Genomic DNA, 19,645 nt, shown 5'->3' with positions numbered 1-19,645 from the left:
GCTGGCTTGCCTGCGATGCAGGCACCTCGGTGTATCAGTGACACACAGTTGATGCCATCGCAGGCAAGCCAGCTCTCACCTTTGACCGAGTACAAACGAGCAGCACCCATCTACCGGATGCACTGCGATCCAACTGTGGGAGCGGGCTTGCTCGCGAAGGCGGTGGTTCAGTCAACTCATGTGTCACTCACATACCGCTTTCGCGAGCAAGCCCGCTCCCACAAGGTGACCGCGTTCAACTGCCAGTAGCGCAGTGCTTGGCTTTTCTGTGGGAGCTGGCTTGCCTGCGATGCAGGCACCTCGGTGTATCAGGCACACCCAGTTGATGCCATCGCAGGCAAGCCAGCTCCCCCCTTTGATTGAGTACAACGAGCAGCACTCATCTACCGGATGCACTGCGATCCAACTGTGGGAGCGGGCTTGCTCGCGAAGGCGGTGGTTCACTCAGCTCATGTGTCACTCACACACCGCTTCGCGAGCAAGCCCGCTCCCACAAGTTGACCGCGTTCAGCTGCCAGCACCGCACTGCTTGGCTTTTCTGTGGGCGCTGGCTTGCCTGCGATGCAGGCACCTCGGTGTATCAGTGACACACAGTTGATGCCATCGCAGGCAAGCCAGCTCTCACCTTTGACCGAGTACAAACGAGCAGCACCCATCTACCGGATGCACTGCGATCCAACTGTGGGAGCGGGCTTGCTCGCGAAGGCGGTGGTTCAGTCAACTTATGTGTCACTCACATACCGCTTTCGCGAGCAAGCCCGCTCCCACAAGGTGACCGCGTTCAACTGCCAGTAGCGCACTGCTTTGCTTTTCTGTGGGAGCTGGCTTGCCTGCGATGCAGGCACCTCGGTGTATCAGGCACACCCAGTTGATGCCATGGCAGGCAAGCCAGCTCCCACCTTTGATTGAGTACAACGAGCAGCACTCATCTACCGGATGCACTGCGATCCAACTGTGGGAGCGGGCTTGCTCGCGAAGGCGGTGGTTCAGTCAACTCATGTGTCACTCACATACAGCTTTCGCGAGCAAGCCCGCTCCCACAAGGTGACCGCGTTCAACTGCCAGTAGCGCACTGCTTGGCTTTTCTGTGGGAGCTGGCTTGCCTGTGATGCAGGCACCTCGGTCTATCAGTGACACACAGTTGATGCCATCGCAGGCAAGCCAGCTCCCACCTTTGATTGAGTACAACGAGCAGCACCCATCTACCGGATGCACTGCGATCCAACTGTGGGAGCTGGCTTGCTCGCGAATGCTGTGGTTCAGTCAGGTCATGTGTCACTGACATACCGCTTTCGCGAGTAAGCCAGCTCCCACAAGTTGACCGAGTTCAACTGCCAGCACCGTGCTGCTTTGCTTTTCTGTGGGAGCTGGCTTGCCTGCGATGCAGGCACCTCGGTGTATCAGTGACACACAGTTGATGCCATCGCAGGCAAGCCAGCTCTCACCTTTGACCGAGTACAAACGAGCAGCACCCATCTACCGGATGCACTGCGATCCAACTGTGGGAGCGGGCTTGCTCGCGAAGGCGGTGGTTCAGTCAACTCATGTGTCACTCACATACCGCTTTCGCGAGCAAGCCCGCTCCCACAAGGTGACCGCGTTCAACTGCCATTAGCGCACTGCTTGGCTTTTCTGTGGGAGCTGGCTTGCCTGCGATGCAGGCACCTCGGTGTATCAGGCACACCCAGTTGATGCCATCGCAGGCAAGCCAGCTCCCACATTGAATTGGGTTCAGCTCTCACGATCAGGTCGGCTGTCAGGCCGCCTCGGCTTTGCTTTCGCTTCTACCACTCAGGTCGGCTACTAGGCCGCCGTGCTGTAGATTTTGATCTTGATCTTAGGCGCCCCGTTAAACCACGCTGGCCGAACGCAGGTAGTACGGAGCGGGTAAACCGGCAGGACGCCGGTTTAGCCGCGACGGGGCAGGGACGGCCCGTCGCGGCGGCCCGCTGCGTAATGCCTTCGTTCGGGCACACCGAGCCTAAGCGAGGGGCCGAGTGGTGGGGCAAGAGCCCTTTGGTTACTTTGGGGCTTTTCCAAAGTGACCCGCCGTAAGGGCGGAACCCAAAGCGGCCATCCCCCAAACAACGGATAATCACCCGGTCAAACCAAGCCCCCCGCGCTCACACCTCAACCACCACAACCCAACGCGCTTCACGGGCAGCCACACGAATCGCCGTTGCCAACTGCTCAACCGCCCATGCCCCCTCAAAGTCAGTGCCCCCCGCGCCTTGCCCCGCCAGCGCCATGATCAGTTCGTGCACCTCCAGCGTTTTCAACTCGTTGTACCCCAGTTGATGCCCGGCCGCCGGGCTGAACGCGGCATAGCCGGGCAGGGCAGGGCCGGCCAGCAGCCGTTGGAAACCGTCCTGGCCGAGCCGACACACCCGCAGTTCATTCAAGCGCTCCTGGTCGAACGCCAGCGTGCCTCGCGTGCCGCTGATTTCAAAGCTCAGGTGGTTCTTGTAGCCGTGCTTGAGCCAGCTGCTGCTCACCGTGCCGCGCGCGCCGTTGGTAAAGCGCAAGAGTGCGTGCACCTGGTCATCCACCGCGATGGGTTTACGGTCGCTGCTGCCGTAGACGACCGGGCGTTGGGCGTGGACGGTCTGGGTGTCGGCGCACACGCTGTGCACCTCACCGACCAAGTAGCGCGCCATCGACAGCAAATGACTGCCCAAATCCGCCAAGGCGCCGCCGGCATGTGCCACGTCACAGCGCCACGACCACGGTGAGGCCGGGTCGGCCATGAAATCTTCGCTGAACTCGCCCTGGAAACTGATGATTTCGCCCAGTTCGCCGTCGGCAATCATCTGCCGCGCCAGGCTGATCATCGGGTTGTGCTGATAGTTGTAGCCTACCCGCGTGACCACGCCGGCTGCACTCGCGGCGCGGCGCATGGCTTCGGCCTGCTGCAGGCTGACCGCCAGCGGTTTTTCGCAATACACCGCCTTGCCCGCTGCAATCGCCGCCATGGCCATGGGGTAATGCAAGTGATTGGGTGTGGTGATGGCCACGACATCAACGGTGGGGTCATCTATCAGCGCCTGCCAGTCGCCGTGGGCCTGGGCAAACCCCCAGGCGGTAGCGCAACGCTGTGCACGTTCGGTGTCGGCATCGGCCAAGGCGGCCAGGTTGAGGTGTACCGGCAGTTCGAATACCGCGCGGGCATTGTTGAACGCCAAGGCATGGGCGCGCCCCATGAAGCCCGTGCCGATCAGGCCAATTCCGAGTTCACGCATAGCGGTGGTCCTTTGGATTATTGTTTTCAGGACGTGTATTAATGGAATAAATATTCTCTAAATTCAATAGATGGAATAAATATTCATTAATCAGCCTGGGTAATGCACTCATATTCAGGCCATCGTCATAGCCCGCCAGTTAACAAAAGATAACGTAGCGCCGATTGTCAGACGATTCGAAAGCCCGATAGGATGGCCCCTGCTTCCTTCAGGCGCTCTAGATTGCAGGTTTCAGAGGCCGGCAAGGCAAGACGACCTAACAATAATAAATCGGGAGAAAGGTCTATGAGTGAGCCTGTCATGGGTTGGGTTGTTTGCCGCCCGCGCGCCGCACGCAAGGTTGCGATGCTGGCTACAGCGCTCTCGCTGCTGGGGGTGTTGTCGACACCCGTGCTGGCAGCCGATGAAACCGGCGCACCGCCGGCATTTGCGATTCAATCTCCCAAGGCCGCCAAAGGCCTGATGATCGACGTAGTGCACGCCGGCTCCCGTCTGGTGGCGGTCGGTGATCGCGGGCACATCCTTTATTCCGATGATCAGGGCAGCACCTGGACCCAAGCCAAAGTGCCGACTCGGCAACTGCTGACGGCGGTGTTTTTCGTCGATGAAAAACACGGCTGGGCTGTCGGCCACGACGCACAGATTCTTGCAAGCGTCGATGGCGGCGCCACCTGGACCCAGCAATACCAAGACCTCAAACGCGAAGCTCCCTTACTCGACATCTGGTTCAAGGATGCCGAGCACGGCCTGGCCGTGGGCGCCTACGGTGCGTTGATCGAAACCACCGACGGCGGCAAAACCTGGGCAGACGTCAGCGACCGCCTCGACAACGAAGACCAGTTCCACCTCAACGCCATCGCCGCTATCAAGGACGCCGGGCTGTTTATCGTCGGTGAGCAGGGCAGCATGTTCCGCTCCAGTGACGACGGCCAGACCTGGGAAAAGCTCGAAGGCCCGTACCAGGGCTCGCTGTTTGGCGTGATCAGTACCGCTCAACCCCACACCCTGTTGGCCTATGGCCTGCGCGGCAATCTCTACCGTTCCACGGACTTTGGCAGCACCTGGGAACAGGTTGAGCTGAACGCGGCGCGAGGTGCCCTGGAATTCGGCTTGTCCGGCGCCACGTTGCTCGCCGACGGTTCGCTGGTGGTGGTCGGCAACGGTGGCAGCGTGGTGGTCAGCCATGACGACGGGCAGATCTTCAGCGTGTTCAACCGCCCAGACCGCATTTCACTCTCGGCGGTTACCGCGGCGGGCAACGGCAACTTGATTCTGGTCGGGCAGGGTGGCGTGCGTGTGGCCTCGGCCGCCGGTGCAGAGCTCTCAAAATAATAAGAAGGCGGGGTTTCAATGAGCAGTCATCACAACGATAAAGCGACCTTTCTTGAGCGCCTGATCTTCAACAACCGCCCGGCAGTGATCGTCATCTGCCTGCTGGTGAGCATTTTTCTGTTCTGGCAGGCGACGTTGATTCGCCCGTCCACCAGTTTTGAAAAGATGATCCCGCTCAAGCACCCCTTCATCGAAAAGATGATGGAGCACCGCAATGACCTGGCCAACCTGGGCAACACGGTGCGCATCTCCGTGGAGGCCAAGGACGGTGACATCTTCACCAAGGAATACATGGAGACCCTGCGCCAGATCAACGACGAGGTGTTCTACATCTCCGGCGTCGACCGCTCGGGCCTCAAGTCGCTGTGGAGCCCCAGCGTGCGCTGGACCGAGGTCACCGAGGAAGGCTTTGCCGGCGGCGAAGTTATCCCGCAGAGCTACAACGGCTCGCCGGAAAGCCTCGACCAGTTGCGCAACAACGTGCTCAAGTCCGGCCAGGTGGGGCGCCTGGTGGCCAACGACTTCAAGTCGAGCATTGTCGACATCCCGCTGCTGGAGTCCTACCCGGACCCGCAGGACCAGGGCAAGTTGCTGGCCTTGGACTACCGCAAGTTTTCCCACGAGCTTGAAGACAAGATCCGCGACAAGTTCGAAGCACAAAACCCCAACGTCAAGATTCACATCGTCGGGTTTGCCAAGAAGGTCGGCGACCTGATCGACGGCCTGGTCATGGTGGTGATGTTCTTCGGCATCGCATTCGTCATCACCCTGATTCTACTGCTGTGGTTCACCAACTGCCTGCGCAGCACCGTCGCGGTGTTGAGCACCACGCTGGTGGCGGTGGTGTGGCAGCTCGGCCTGATGCATTTCTTCGGTTTCGGCCTCGACCCGTATTCGATGCTGGTGCCGTTCCTGATCTTTGCCATCGGTATTTCCCACGGCGTGCAGAAGATCAACGGCATTGCGCTGCAATCCAGTGAGGCGGACAACGCGCTAACCGCCGCCCGACGCACGTTCCGGCAATTGTTTTTGCCGGGGATGATCGCGATTCTCGCCGACGCGGTGGGCTTTATCACCTTGCTGATCATCGACATCGGCGTGATCCGCGAGCTGGCCATCGGCGCCTCCATCGGCGTGGCGGTGATTGTGTTCACCAACCTGATCCTGCTGCCGGTGGCGATCTCCTACGTAGGCATCAGTAAACGCGCCATCGCCAAAAGCAAGAAAGACGCGCACCGCGAACACCCGTTCTGGCGCCTGCTGTCCAAATTCGCCAGCGCCAAGGTCGCGCCGGTGTCCATCCTGCTGGCGCTGATCGCCTTCGGTGGCGGTCTCTGGTACAGCCAGAACCTGAAGATCGGCGACCTCGACCAGGGCGCGCCGGAACTGCGCCCGGACTCGCGCTACAACAAGGACAACAACTTCATCATCAACAACTACTCCACCAGCTCCGACGTGCTGGTGGTAATGGTCAAGACCCGTGCCGAAGGCTGCTCGCGCTACGAAGCCATGGCGCCCATCGACCAGTTGATGTGGAAGATGCAGAACACCGAAGGCGTGCAATCGGCGATCTCGTTGGTGACCGTGTCCAAGCAGATGATCAAGGGCATGAACGAGGGCAACCTGAAATGGGAAACCCTGTCGCGCAACCCCGACGTGCTGAACAACTCCATCGCCCGCGCCGACGGTCTGTACAACAACAATTGCTCGCTCGCGCCGGTGCTGGTGTTCCTCAACGACCACAAGGCCGAAACCCTCGACCGCGCGGTGCATGCGGTGCAGGACTTCGCCAAGGAAAACAACAAGGACGGCCTGGAATTTATCCTCGCCGCCGGCAACGCCGGGATCGAAGCGGCGACCAACGAGGTGATCAAAGAGTCGGAACTGACCATCCTCATCCTGGTGTACCTGTGCGTGGCGACCATGTGCATGATCACCTTCCGCTCGTGGGCCGCCACCCTGTGCATCGTGCTGCCGCTGGTGCTGACCTCGGTGCTGGGCAACGCGTTGATGGCATTCATGGGCATCGGCGTCAAGGTCGCGACCCTGCCGGTGGTGGCGCTGGGCGTGGGGATTGGCGTGGACTACGGCATTTACATCTACAGCCGTCTGGAAAGCTTCCTGCGCGCCGGCCTGCCACTGCAAGAGGCCTACTACCAGACGCTCAAGTCGACCGGCAAAGCCGTGCTGTTCACCGGCTTGTGCCTGGCCATTGGCGTGTGCACCTGGATCTTCTCGGCCATCAAGTTCCAGGCCGACATGGGCCTGATGCTGACCTTCATGCTGCTGTGGAACATGTTCGGCGCGCTGTGGCTGCTGCCGGCGCTGGCACGGTTCCTGATCAAGCCTGAAAAACTCGCGGGGCAGAAGGGCAACTCGCTGTTTGCACACTAAGCCCGACACCGTCGCGCAGTGCCGCGTGGCAAGGGCGCAATGCCCTTGCCACACGGCCTGTCAGGTTATGAAGTGGCCCAGCGCAATGCACAGGGCCCGGCGTCAGCGCGGTGCCCGTGGCACTGGCGCGATGGCCAGGAACAACTGATCCACGGGCGGCGTAATCAGCACATACAGAATGTGGGTCAACGGTTCGCCGCCGGGTTCCGTGCGGGTATGAAGGTCGGCCTGGACACGCTGCTTGAGCAAGTCCTTCTGCGTGTACTTGCGCTGTTCCGGCAGCTTCAGGTGGGCCCGCGTGTAGTGGGCGGGCAGGGCGTCGGCATGGGCGTAATGAAAGTGCGCATACCACAACACCACCGGCGGTTTCTTGGCCTTGTCGTACACCGCGTACTCGGTGAAGAAGTCGCCGCTGAGGGTCGGGCGTTGCGGGTCGGCCAGGCTGGTCAGGTTGATGTCGATCTGTTTTTGTTCCCACAGGTAATTGAGGCTCTCCTGGGTCGGCCATTGCCGTTTGTACGCCGCACTGCACACGCGCTGCGCCAGCCGGCTGATGTCCCTGGCGTGTGCCCGGTATTCATCGATCAGGCGTTGCACCGCGGTTTTTTGCGTCAGATGGTCGCGTGCCAACTCATCGGCCAAGGCCGTGAGTTTTCCGGCGTGGCCCATGAGCATTTCATTCCAGTCACCCGGGTCGACGTGTTGACGGGTCAACGGCGAGTCGAGTTTTTGCTGCTCGGCCGTGATCAGTTGTTCAATGCCTTTGCGTTGTTCGATCAGCGCCTGGGCCAGGCCTTTGAGGGTGGCCAGTGAGCGAACCTGGGCTGTGCCGGCCGGGGCCGCTGCCGGGTCCTTCGCGGTCGTGGCCCAACCGTCTGCGTGTTGGCTGAACGAGGCAATGGTTTCACCGGTCAAGGCGTCGGTGAGGGTCAGTTGCTCCTGGCTGTTCTGTGCATCGGCAGGCTTGAGCTCACCGATGAGGTAGGCTTTTTTGCGGGTTTTAAATACCCGTTTGGCCGGGTTTTTGGGACGCAGGGTTTTCGACAAGGGCAGCACGACGTCCAGCTCTTCCTGTTTGCGTACCACCGCTTCAAGTTCGCTTTGCGCAAGCGCCTGGGCAAATTCAAGGCCTGTCAGCAGGCGTTCGGCCTCCGGGCGCAGGCGCCCGGGGTTGAGGGCCTTGAGGGCGCGAATCGCATCCTCATGACGGCGGTACCGGTCAAGGACCGTCTCATACACATTACGTTGCTCGGCCAGCGGGTACTCGGCACCGCTGCGCACTTCGACGTGAGACTGCAGGGCTTGGGCCAGGTCGCTTTGTTCGAGTCGGTTGAGGTAAAAGTCCTCCTGGGGTGGCAATCGTCGGTCGGCCGTCGCCACGCTGGCGGCGGCGAGGTAATTGAGCGCATTGAGCCTCAGGTTGTTGGCGAAAAAATTCTGCGGGTATTGGATCTGCGTCAGGCATTCCTGGCGGATCACACGGCCCGCCACCGAGTCCTGTTCCAGTTGTTCGAGCGTATGCTCCATGACCGCCGCGACCTCGGCCATGTGCTCGCGGATATTGGCCGATTCAACCGTGTTGCGGATGTATTCGTCGTAGACGGTGGTGTCTCCCAGCAGGTTATCGACAAACATCCTGCGTGCCATCTGCGCCATGGGCTCGCCCGCGCTGGAAAAACGCATGGCGTTCAACCGGTCCAACAACAACGTCTGGATGGCCGACTGCTGGTTCCATATGGTCCCCAGGATTTTTGCCCGGTCATGCACGTGCACGCCGGCGCCGCCGACCCTTTCCAGCTCCTGGCCCACCTTGACCATTTCCAGGCGTGGGGGCAGGGACTGGGCAAATTGGTCTTCGAGGTTCTGCAGCAGAATCTGAAACTCGGTGCGTCGCTGCTGGTGGTTCAGGGTCTCCTGCTGGTGCCGCGCCGCCAGGGCGGGCCGCTGCTCGGGCGTCGCTTTTTGCAGAAGATTCCAGATCAGTTGCACGGTTTTGCGTTGTTTTTTCAAGGCGGTGGCGGCGGACCACATGCGCTCCATCGATGCCAGGAAGGGCGCCATCAAATGGGTTATTTGCGTATTGAGTGCCTGCCCGCGTGCCAGCAGCGCGTTTTTTCTACGCTGGTTTTCCTCGCGCAAGGCCGCCATCCGCTTGGGGCCACCGCCCACCAGCTTGAGGCCGCGGTCCAGTGTCCAATGGCCTTTTCCATCGGTGCGAAGCTTGATGCCGGGGTGGTCGGTTTTTTCGGGGTGCACGATATACACGTCGCCAAAACCCGGAACGATGCTGGCCCTGAACAGCAAACCACCGACCGAGGCATGCCAGACCCCATTGAGGTTGTACAAACCCAGGTGACGCCCGGCGCTGACCTGCGCAGGTAGGGGCTGTGGCCAGGGCAGGCTGAATGCCCGCAGTTTTTCCAGCAGCGCTGCCGATGCTGCGTCGCTGGCCAGCGAATGATCGAAATCCACCAGCGTGCGGCCACCGCCGGGCGGTTCGGAAGGCAGGCCGACCGTGCCACGTTCAATGATCGCCGGCGGGCTGCTTACCGGGCCGAAAACTGCTCGCCGCAACGCCGGCTGCGTGGGCAAGGCTTCCTCACGTGCAGCGTGCACCGGCGCTGCCGTGGGCGAGCCCTGATGCACCAGCAGCAGGGCGATGTTTTGCAGCAAATCAACCCACGCCAGCGCCCGCGTCTGAGGATCGTCACTTTCCAGCGCCGGCACATCGTGCGTCAGGCCCTGCACCAGTTGCATCAGCCAGCCGATTGCCGCCAGCGGCCCGCGCACGGCCATCAGCAGGGTATTGAAGCCCAGCTGCATACCTTCCAGGATCAACGCCCAGCGGCTCTCGCTATTGGACGTGGACTCGCGCTCAGCCTGCGCCAGTAGTTGCCGAGTCTCGCAGCCGAACAGGTACTCCATGAGGCTGCCATTGTTCAGGGCCTGAAGGATTTCGTCGCTGCTCTGGTCGCCAGCGGCGGCCAACTGCGCAGGTTCAGGCACGCGCGGCAGCGGGTCGAATTCCGAGCCCAGGCCGACCCGCACGTAGTGAGGCTGGGTAAACCCACCGTTGCTGTAGATGGCCCTGGCCGAGTCCGGCAACCAGGTCAAAACGCTGTCCTGCAACGCGCCGGGCCGTACGAGGGCGGCCAGCAGGCTGTCGCGACTGGCAAACTCCAGCAGCGAGTCGCGATAGGCCGGCCGATACAGCAGGTGCGGGCCTCGTTGCGTATCGAGGGGCTCGATGATGAACATGTTTTGCACCACGTCTGCCGTGGCGCCGGGCTTGCGCACCAAGGCCAGCGCCCGCATAACGATGCTCTCGCCGTCGACCTGGCGCCCCGTGGAGGCCGGGTTCAGCACGGCATGCACCCACAGGATGCCGCGCGGTGTCAGGCCAGCTTCGCCTTTGAGCCTGTGCTCCAGCGCTTGGGTTTTCAGCTGCACCGGCCGTTGCTGTTCGAACAGGCGCTGACGTTTTCGAGCGGCCTCGGTATCGCTGAGCAGCGCCTGGCGCAGGTAATGAGGGTAATTTTTGCCGATGTCGACACGCTGGACCAGTTGGCGAAGGCCGTCGGCTGTCAGCCAGGGTTCAATTACCCGGCCGGTGCGGTGGCTGAGTGTCATGCGGCCTTTGGGCGCGCCCGAGAGGTTTTTCAGGGCCAGATCCACCAGGCTCAGGGTCACCGGCTCGACATAACCGCCGGCCAGGGTGCCCACCGCCACGTGAAAGGTCAGTTGCAAATCGTCGGCGTGGTATCCGCTCGATCGAGCGGCATCGTCGCAGGCGCGTTGGCCACCCAGGGCGACGCTGCGATCCAGGCACAGTTGCTGATTCAAATGTTCGGTTGCATAGCTGCGCAGGGTTTCCAGGCTTTCGAAATCCGAATCGCCAAGGGTCAAGCGGCGGATGCCGGCCTGTTCAAGCAGGCACTCACGGTAAGCAAGGCGCTCGGCCGCGCCGGCGTGCTGCAGCCAGGCAGGCAGGGCTGCGCGGATCGAATTCAGGGCCGCCAGCGGTGTGGTGGTCGAGTGGCTGAAGACCTGCGCCGGGTTTGTAGCGCCAGCAAACCGCAGCTCCAGGTCCTGCACGCTGGACCCGGCCGGGAGCTCAATGGCCGCGAGAGCCTCCAGTTGCCCCTCAAGTATGAGCGCGGCTTGCACCTCGAAAATATTGCCGTCGGGCTCGTACTGCTTCCAGGTGATGCGCTGCGCGCGAAAACGCTGCTGCAGGTGCATTCCCCAGGCCTGGCCGAAGGCCTCGAGGTCGGCGTACGCCTCGATCTGCCCCGATACGCGGCACAGCAACACCTGCGTCGGGGCGACCACCAGCACATCGCTGGCTTGCAGGGTGAGTCGGCTGCCTGCCTGCTCCAGAACGGTTTCCAGGGTATAGGCGCGCACGGCCTTCTGCGGCCAGGGGCGCTGGGCGCGCGTACGGCGGTCGGGGTAACGGGCCAGTGTGACGAGCGTATCGAGCTGTCGTGCCAGGCTCCCGGGCTGGCGAATGGCTGAGTCGAGCAGCGCGCCGTGCAGCACGCGGGCCAGCCACTGCCAGCGGCTGACGCCGGCCTCCGTGTCCTGGTTCCAGTAGGCTGCCAGGGCGTCTTGAAAAGCGATGCGCAGAATCGGCGGCAATTCTCTGATAACGGCTTCGATCACTGCCAGATCGTAGTCGTGCCGGCCATTGGCCTCAAAGGTCAGCCGGGTTCCCGTGGCGTCGCCCAGGTAGCAGTCCAGGCCGTAGCGCATGGATACATCGGGAAAGCTGCCATCGGCCAAGTGACTGAGCGCCACCTCCAGCAGCGGGAGCAAGCTGCGTCCGCCGCCGTCACGGGGTATGGCCAGGCGCAGGTCAGCGAGCGCAGAGCGCAGCGGCGGGTATTTTTCCTTCAAGTGGTTGGCCAGCAACTGCGCAGTGACTGAGCGCAGCGTCGGGCGAGTGAGAAACCGGGCTTCAACCGCTTGTCGGGCCGGGTGTGCAGCAGGGACGGTGTTCGGGTCTGTCATGGGTATTCCTTTACAGGGGAGCAAAACGCGCCCCAGCAAAGTAATGCGCTGCGTCGCCCGGAGGCGGTAGCCCGTTATGGCCTTAGGTGCAGGCAGCAAACTGGCCTATCATTAGCGCTTTGAACCTGATGAAAGACTGTGATGACCGATAATTTGCCTGCCGTCCTGAAGACTTCCGACATGCTTGAAATCGATGGCCTGCATGCCTTTGATTTCACCTTTGATGAACAGGCCTTGCTGATCACTGCCATGGACTGTCGTGCTGAAAAACGCTGGCGTTTCAGCCTGGAGCAGGTGCAGGCCGCCACCTTCGATGACACCTTGCAAAGCTGGACCCTTACCGGTGATTCGGGCGAGCACCGCCTGATCTGCATGAGCGCTTTCACCGGCAACAATAACGACGAGGATGAAGCGGATGATGATGCGTAAATTCTGGCCCCTGCTGATGGCGGGCAGTGTCGGTGCCATGTCGGTGCAAGCCGCCCCGGCAGACACCTACGAACTGCTGGTGGGCAGCTACACCGCCGGTACCAGCGAGGGTATCTACCGCCTGCAGTTTGACAGCCGTACCGGTCAATTCAGCGGCAAGCCGGTACTGGCGGCGAAGGCGGCCAACCCGTCGTGGCTGACGATCTCCAAAGACCAGAAGCATTTGTTCGTGGTCAACGAGAACGGCCCGGGCCAGAAAGACCCGGTCGGCCGCGTCAGCAGCTACAGCATTGACCCGCAGAACCATCAATTGACCCTGATCAACCAGGTGCAGAGCCTGGGCAATGAACCCACCCATTCCAGCCTTGCCGCTGATGGGCGTTACCTGTTCGTTGCCAACTATTCGGTACTCGAAGATCCGGGTGGCAGCCTCGCGGTGCTGCCGGTTGACGCCGCTGGCAAGCTGTCGGCGCCGGTGCAACTGAGCGGGCATCCGTCCAGCCGGGTAAACCCGGAGCGCCAGGCCTCCAACCATGTGCATTCGGTGGTGTCATCGCCGGACGGCAACTACGTGTTTGTTCAGGACCTGGGCGCCGACAAGGTGTTTGCCTACCACTACGACCCCAAGGCCAACCCTGAACTGCCGCTGACCCCGGCCACTCCTGCCGCCGTGCCAATGCCGCCGGGCAGCGGCCCGCGTCACTTGCTGTTCAGCGCGGATGGCAAGCACGCCTGGCTGACCACCGAGATGAGCGCTCAGGTCGCCGTGTTCGATTACAACGACGGCAAGCTCAGCCAGACCCAACTGGTCGATTTTGCTGCCGGGCAGCCGGTGGCCGACAAGGCCGGTGCGGCGCTGCACGCCTCCAGCGACGGCAAATTCCTGTACGTGAGCAACCGCGGCACCGCCAACCAGATGCTGGTGTTCAGCATCGACCCGGCCACCGCGCACCTCAAGGAACTGCAGCGCCGCTCCGTGGAAGGTGATCACCCGCGCGAGTTCAGCCTGGACCCGAGCGGCAAGTTTTTGCTGATCGCCAACCAGAAAAGCAACGAAATCGTGGTAGTCGAACGCGACCCCAAGACCGGCCTGCTGGGTAAAACCGTGCAGAAACTGCCGATCGATGCCCCCAGTGACCTGAAGTTTCTGGTGCGTCAATAAGCCACAGGCCCCGCCATGCGGGGCCTGACTCGGTGTATTAATTCTATTAATAGCGGCTACTGTTTCAAAGCATTACCAAGGTTCAGCCCTCGGGCGTAAGTTGGGTTCCAAGGCCTTCCCCGGCCACCTAAACCAACGAACACAAGGGTTACCGACATGAACTTGAACCTCTTCTCCATCATCGCCGCTTCCGCTGTTTCCGCCACCGTGGCATTGCCTGCCGCCGCCAGCGTGGAAGTGTCCGGCAAAAAATCCAACACCACGGCCTACACCCAGAAATACCTGCAACAGAGCGCCAACTTCTACGCCGCACTGGATCACAAGACCCAGCACTGAGCATGAGCTGAGCGACGGTCACATGTGGGAGCTGGCTTGCCTGCGATGAAAGCAACTCGGTGTATCCGTTGGAACGAGTTGTCGGCATCGCAGGCAAGCCTGCTCCCACATTTGATTGTGTTGGGCTCAGGGTTTTGCCATTACCGCGACAAACAGCGGTGATTCCAGAAAACGCTGCAGCCAGGCCTGCAAACGAGGATACGGCGCGCTGGCGAACCACTCGCGGTCCACGTGCGCAAACTGACGCACAAACGGTGCCAGTGCCACATCGGCCAGGCTCAAATGCTCGGCCAGCAAAAACGCCCGATCCGCCAACAAAGCCTCCAGTGCACGCAAAAACACCTCGCCCTCGGCCCGATAATGTTCCATCGGTAGCTCGGGGTAGCGCTCGGCATACTTGTATCGATTCAAGTGATGTTTGAAGGCCTGATCGTTCTCGGCGATCAGTTGCAGCACCCGTGGGTCGCCCTTGAGCAACCAGTCATCAGGGTCGTGCTGCGCCAGGGCCCAGAGCATGATCTCCAGGCTTTCCTCAATAACCCGACCGTCCACACTCAATACCGGCACCGTGCCCTTGGGCGACAGCGCAAGCATGTCGGCCGGCTTGGCTTTCAGGCTCACCTCGACGATCTGCACGGGCACGCCCGCGTAGCGCAACGCCATGCGCGCCCGCATCGCATACGGGCAGCGTCGGAACGAATACAGCAGCGCCTCGCTCACTTGACCTCCAGCGTGCTCAAGCCATTGCCCTGACGCTTGACCTGGATCTGCACCGGAATGCGCTCGTGCATTTCCTGTACGTGGGAAATCACCGCCACCTTGCGGCCCTGGGCCTGCAGACCGTCCAGGGCGTCCATCGCCAATTGCAGCGACTCCGGATCAAGGCTGCCAAAACCTTCGTCGATAAACAGCGACTCGATCTTCAACGTGCTGGACGCCATCGACGCCAGTCCCAACGCCAGCGCCAGCGACACCAGGAAGGTTTCGCCCCCGGACAACGAGTGCACCGAGCGCAGTTCATCGCCCATTTCCGTGTCCATCACCAACAGCCCGAGCATGCTGCCGCCGCGTTTGAGGCGGTAGCGGCGCACCAGTTGGCGCAATTGCACGTTGGCGTGGTGCACGAGCAAGTCCAGGTTGTAGGCCTGGGCGATCTTGCGGAACGTGTCGCCGGTGGCCGAACCGATCAGCGCATTCAGGCGCGCCCAGCGTTGCCATTCTTCATAGGCCTGGGTGATCTGTTCGGCCAGCGCGTGGTTGGCGTCCTGTCGACGCTGGTCTTCGGCCTGGCGCGCGCGCAACTCGGCGCAGTGTTTTTCGCCCTCGGCCAATTGTTGGTTGAGCGTGGCCAGGCTGTCATCGAGTTGATCGGCGTCCAGGTTGCCGTTGTGCAAGGCCTGATGCTCGGCGAGGCGTTGCTCGCGTTCGTGCAGCAGCACCTTGGCTTGTTCGACGGCTTTTTCGCTGTGTTGCACCTGCTGGCGCAGCGCGCTGATCTGGCTGTCATCAAAGGCCAGCAAGCGCGCAAGCCCGACGTCATCCAACTCGGGGTGCAGCGCCCGCCATTCGCCCAGGCGCTCGTCGAGGCTGTGCTGCTCAGCAGTCAGTGCCTGTTGGCGTTCCTGCTGCGCCTTGAGGTCGGCAGCCAGTTGAATAAGCGCATTACGCAGGTCTTGCAGCTGTTGATTGGCGTCGGTTTCGCGCTGACGTGCCTGCGCCACCGCCTGGTCCAGTTGCTGCTGCCACTGTTCAGCGCTGGCGTGATCGCCCAGCAGCGCCGTAAGTTGTTCCTGCGCGGCCTGTCGCTGCGTAGACAACTCGGTGACGTGCTGATGCAAGACGTCCAATTGCTGCTGGCGATGCTGCTGATGGGTCTGTTCTTTCTCGATGGCCTGTTGACGTTCCTGCTGCTCGGCCAATTCATCGCGTTGATGGCCCAGCTGCTCCAGACGCTGGCTGACCTGCTGGTCGAGCTGCATAAAGGTCGCGGCCGGTTCGCGGCGCAAGCCTTCGAGGGTTTCGGCGGGCAGCAGGCTGGCGAAGGCATGCAGCTCTTCGTCGAGGCGTTCGCGGTCGTTGGACAGCTCGCGTTGCTGGTCCACCAGCAACTGTCGGGCTTGCTGGCTCGCATCCTGGGCGGCTTGCAACTGCTGCTGCAAACGCCCGGCATTTTGTTGCAGGTTGAGCAGGGCGCCCTGGCGCTGTTCGTCCTGGGTGATGCTTTGCGTCAGTTGCGCCAATTGCTGGGCCAGCCAAGTGCTGCGCTTGGCGGCGTCCTGATTGAACAATGAGGCCGACAGCGGGTGTGCATCCAGGCTGGGTTTGAGCGCGTGCTGTTGCGTCGCCAGTTGCTCCTGCTGTTGCAGGAACTCCTTTTGTTGCGCGATCAAACCGCCCACTTCGCCGCGCAGCTCGGTGAGTTTTTCCTTGAGCACGTCGACGGCTTTCTGCGCCGTGGCTTCTTCGTTCTCATCATGACGGCCGAGGCTTTGCAGCAAGGCTTCGGGCTGGTGATAGGGATGCTCATGGCTGCCGCACACCGGGCAGGGCTGGTCGTCCTGCAACTGCTCGCGCAATTCCTCGACGCTGGCGCTGCGGGCCAGGCGTTGGCGTTCGAGCAGTTGTTTGGTCACCGTCAAGGTTTGCTCGGCGACGGCCAGCTCGGCCTTGGTTTGCAGACCGCTCTGGTTCAGCTGTTCGCGCTGTTGCTGGGCGTCCGCGAGCTTCTGCGTCAGGCTGGCGGCGTGTTGATCCAGCTGCTGCTGGTTGTCCCACAGGCGTGTCAGGTCTTCAAAGGCGCGTTGCTGCTTGCGGTTGTCCTGCAGCAGGCTCGCCAGTAGCTGGATCTGCTCGGCGACCGCGTGCGGCTCGGCGCCGGCTTCCTGATACAACAGGTCCAGCGCGTCACGTTGCTGAGCGAATTTTTCGGCGGCGGTGGTGGCGCGTTGTTCCAGCTGCGGCAGTTCGCTCTGGCCTTTGTTCAAGCGATTGCCGATCAGCATCAACTGTTGCAGACGGTCGCGGTAAGCGCCCCAGGCATCGCTCAGCGGCGCCAGGGTGGCGCTGCGCTCCAGCTCGGCAGCCAGGCGTTGCAGGCGTTCGGCAACGTGGGTGTGTTTGTCCTGCAACCCCTTCAACAAGGTCTGGCCTTGGGTGCAGGCGACCTCGTGTTGCTGCTGGTCTTCGGTGCGTTTGGCCAGGTCCTTGGTCAGGTGGGCGAGGGTGCTTTGTGCTTCAACGGCCTGGCGCAACAAGGGCACGGCGTCGGCCTGGTGCTTCAGCGCTTCAGCCAGTGCCGCCTGGGCCGCCGCTTGCTGGGCTTGCGCCTGCTCCTGACGCGTGTGCAGCGCGGTTTGCTGCTCGCGGTGCTGCTGAATCTGCGCGGCGAGCGGCGTCAGCAACGTGCCGAGTTCAACCTGTCGAGCAAACTGATGGCGTTGTGGCGCCAAGTGCTCCAGGCGGCTCAAATCCTGGCGCTGCTGGCCCTGGCCATCCCAATCGGCCTGGGCGCGTTGCAGTTGCTCAGTCGCGCTTTGTTGGCGCTCCTGCCATTCGCGCAGCTCCTTGAGCCAGGTGTGCTGCAACTCCAACTGCTTGAGCTGGGCCTGCTGGGTCTTGAGCTGCTGCTGCGCCGTGGCTAACTGTTGATCCAGTTCGGCACGGGCCTCGGCGGCCAATGGCACCACGCCGGTGGCCTGGTCCTGCAGTTGTTTGTGCGCGTCCTTGGCATCCTTGGCCTTGTCGAAGGCGCGGCGGCCAAGCTGGGTGTAGAGCGCGGTGTCGGTGAGCTTTTCCAGCAGTTCGCTGCGCTCATTGTCGTTGGCCTTGAGGAACGCGCTGAATTCACTTTGCGCCAGCAACACCGCGCGGGTGAACTGCTCGAAATTCAGGCCCAGGGCCAGTTCCAGCTGGGTCTTGTATTCGGTCTTCTGGCTGGCCAGCAGTTGGTCGCTGTCCAGGTCGATCAGGCTTTGCCGGCTGTTCTGCAACTTGCCGCTGGCCTTGTCGCGGGCGCGGTTGGCCTCCCAGCGCGCACGGTAGCGACGGCCGTTGACGCCGACAAAGTCCACCTCGGCATAACCACCGCCGGTGCCGCGGCGCAGCAGGGTGCGTGGGTCGCCGATGGAAATGTCGCTGTCGGCATCCGGCATCTTGGCCTGGCCGGTATCACCCAGGCGTGGCACCGCGCCAAACAGCGCCAGGCACAAGGCGTCGAGCAAGGTACTTTTGCCCGCGCCGGTCGGCCCGGTGATGGCAAACAACCCGGCGCTGGCCAGGGGCTCGGCGGTAAAGTCGATTTCAAACGGGCCGGCCAGTGAGGCAAGGTTTTTCAGGCGGATGGCAAGAATCTTCATGGCTGTTCACCCGCCTGTTGCACTTCCTGGAGCAGCACGGCGAAATCCTTCAAGGTCTGTTCATCCACTTCACTGCCGTAGTTGTCCTGCCAGGCGCGGCTGAACAGCTCCTGGGGCGTGAGCTGGTCGAGTTCGACCAGGCGCTCGTCGTCGGTGGCGTCGCTGCCGCGCTTGCCGGCATATTCGGCGGCGATGCGCACCAGGCGCACGGCCTTGCCTTGCAGGGCGGTTTCGATTTGCTGGCGCAGGTCCGGTTGCGGCTCGTCCAGGCGCACCCGCACTTCCAGCCACGGGTGGCGTTGGGTCTCGGCGAGCAGGTCGATGTCGGGCAGATCCGCCAGTTGCTTGAGGATATCCGCCAGCGGCGCAGCGTCCAGGCGTTGCAGGTTGACCGAACGCGGGATCAGGCGCGGCTCGACGCCCACCAGGCGTTGGCCCTGGAAGGTCACGTCGAGAATCTGGTGCTTGTAGCCGATTTCGGAAAACGACAGGGGAATCGGCGAGCCGCTGTAGCGAATGCGTTCTTCGCCGTTCACCTTTTGCGGCTTGTGCAAATGGCCCAGGGCCACATAGCTCACGCTGGCATCGAACAGGCTGGCGGGCAGTGCCTCGGCATTGCCGATGATCAGGCTGCGCTCGGAGTCTTCCGACACCGAACCACCGGCCATATGCGCATGGCTGATGGCAATCAGCGCCTGGCCTTTTTTGCGTTTGGCATTGGCGGCGGCGATCAGCCATTCATGCACCTGGCCGATGCCGCGCAGGTAGTCGTCGCCCAAGTGCGCACCGGTGACTTCCGCCGGGCGCAAAAACGGCAGCGCCAGGCACCAGGCGGCGATCTTGCCTTTGGCGTCAGGCAGCGGGATCAGCAGGCGCTCGGCATCCAGTTGGCCGTCATCCAGCCACAGCACGCGGCCCAGGGCATGCGTGCGCAGGCGGCGCATCAACGGCGCGGGCAATTCGATGCGCGAGCCGGAGTCGTGGTTGCCGGCGATCATCACAATCGTGAGTTTCGGGTTGTGTTCGTGGGCGCTGATGATGAAGTCGTACAGCCGCTCCTGGGCCTTGAGCGGCGGGTTGACCGTGTCGAAGATATCGCCGGCGATCAGCAGCACATCGGGCTGCTCGGCTTTTAATTGGCCCAGCAGCCACTCGAGGAAGCAGGCGTGTTCGAAGTCGCGTTCCTGGCCATGCAGGTTTTGGCCGAGGTGCCAGTCGGAGGTGTGGAACAGACGCAAGGCGAACTCCGGGGAGAAGATGAAAAGGAGGGGAGTTTACCTGTAAAAGCAGGTTCGGTGCCCGCGGCTGGCCCAGATCAACTGTGGGAGCTGGCTTGCCTGCGATGGTATCGTCTCGGTTTGACTGAAAGACCGAGTTGCCTGTAT

Annotated in this window: 10 protein-coding genes; 5 read left to right on the top strand and 5 right to left on the bottom strand. The window is 62.0% G+C overall.

Annotation, left to right across the window (positions count from 1 at the left end):
• Window positions 1–2,123 precede the first annotated feature (2,123 nt).
• The gene (locus AACU78_RS10830) at window positions 2,124–3,239 is read right to left on the bottom strand and encodes a Gfo/Idh/MocA family protein (RefSeq protein ID WP_106580504.1); all 1,116 of its coding nucleotides are present in this window, start codon (window positions 3,237–3,239) and stop codon (window positions 2,124–2,126) included.
• A 300-nt stretch (window positions 3,240–3,539) separates the two neighbouring features.
• On the opposite strand from AACU78_RS10830, the gene AACU78_RS10825 reads away from it, so the two are divergent.
• Window positions 3,540–4,571, top strand: a complete 1,032-nt coding sequence (locus AACU78_RS10825; protein WP_177410145.1) for a WD40/YVTN/BNR-like repeat-containing protein — start codon at window positions 3,540–3,542, stop codon at window positions 4,569–4,571.
• Window positions 4,572–4,589: 18 nt separating this feature from the next.
• Window positions 4,590–6,965, top strand: coding sequence for an efflux RND transporter permease subunit (locus tag AACU78_RS10820; protein ID WP_106580502.1), 2,376 nt, complete (start codon window positions 4,590–4,592; stop codon window positions 6,963–6,965).
• A 102-nt stretch (window positions 6,966–7,067) separates the two neighbouring features.
• Here the strand turns inward: AACU78_RS10820 and AACU78_RS10815 are convergent, their stop codons facing one another.
• Complete coding sequence (locus tag AACU78_RS10815; protein WP_106580501.1) at window positions 7,068–11,978, bottom strand: hypothetical protein; 4,911 nt, start codon at window positions 11,976–11,978, stop codon at window positions 7,068–7,070.
• Window positions 11,979–12,119: 141 nt separating this feature from the next.
• Between AACU78_RS10815 and AACU78_RS10810 the strand changes: the two genes are divergently transcribed.
• The 3 genes from AACU78_RS10810 (at window position 12,120) to AACU78_RS10800 (ending at window position 13,905) form a co-directional block, all read left to right on the top strand.
• On the top strand, window positions 12,120–12,407 hold the full coding sequence (locus AACU78_RS10810; RefSeq protein ID WP_106580500.1) for a DUF5629 family protein: 288 nt from the start codon (window positions 12,120–12,122) through the stop codon (window positions 12,405–12,407).
• Complete coding sequence (locus AACU78_RS10805; RefSeq protein ID WP_106580499.1) at window positions 12,394–13,569, top strand: lactonase family protein; 1,176 nt, start codon at window positions 12,394–12,396, stop codon at window positions 13,567–13,569. Before AACU78_RS10810 ends, AACU78_RS10805 begins: the two co-directional genes overlap by 14 nt.
• A gap of 156 nt (window positions 13,570–13,725) precedes the next feature.
• The gene (locus tag AACU78_RS10800; RefSeq protein ID WP_106580498.1) at window positions 13,726–13,905 is read left to right on the top strand and encodes a hypothetical protein; all 180 of its coding nucleotides are present in this window, start codon (window positions 13,726–13,728) and stop codon (window positions 13,903–13,905) included.
• Between the two features lie 126 nt (window positions 13,906–14,031).
• Here the strand turns inward: AACU78_RS10800 and AACU78_RS10795 are convergent, their stop codons facing one another.
• The 3 genes from AACU78_RS10795 to AACU78_RS10785 are packed head-to-tail and all read right to left on the bottom strand — an operon-like array spanning window position 14,032 to window position 19,498.
• Window positions 14,032–14,625: a glutathione S-transferase gene (locus tag AACU78_RS10795; protein ID WP_106580497.1), complete on the bottom strand. Its 594-nt coding sequence runs from the start codon at window positions 14,623–14,625 to the stop codon at window positions 14,032–14,034.
• On the bottom strand, window positions 14,622–18,260 hold the full coding sequence (locus tag AACU78_RS10790; protein ID WP_106580496.1) for an AAA family ATPase: 3,639 nt from the start codon (window positions 18,258–18,260) through the stop codon (window positions 14,622–14,624). The genes AACU78_RS10795 and AACU78_RS10790 overlap by 4 nt, the downstream gene beginning before the upstream one ends.
• Window positions 18,257–19,498 (bottom strand): exonuclease SbcCD subunit D C-terminal domain-containing protein, encoded by a 1,242-nt coding sequence (locus tag AACU78_RS10785; protein WP_106580495.1) that lies wholly within the window; start codon window positions 19,496–19,498, stop codon window positions 18,257–18,259. Before AACU78_RS10785 ends, AACU78_RS10790 begins: the two co-directional genes overlap by 4 nt.
• Window positions 19,499–19,645: the final 147 nt, after the last annotated feature.

Source organism: Pseudomonas sp. R9.37 (genome assembly GCF_963878885.1).
Taxonomy (GTDB): domain Bacteria; phylum Pseudomonadota; class Gammaproteobacteria; order Pseudomonadales; family Pseudomonadaceae; genus Aquipseudomonas.
This window is presented reverse-complemented; position numbering and strand designations above follow the sequence as displayed.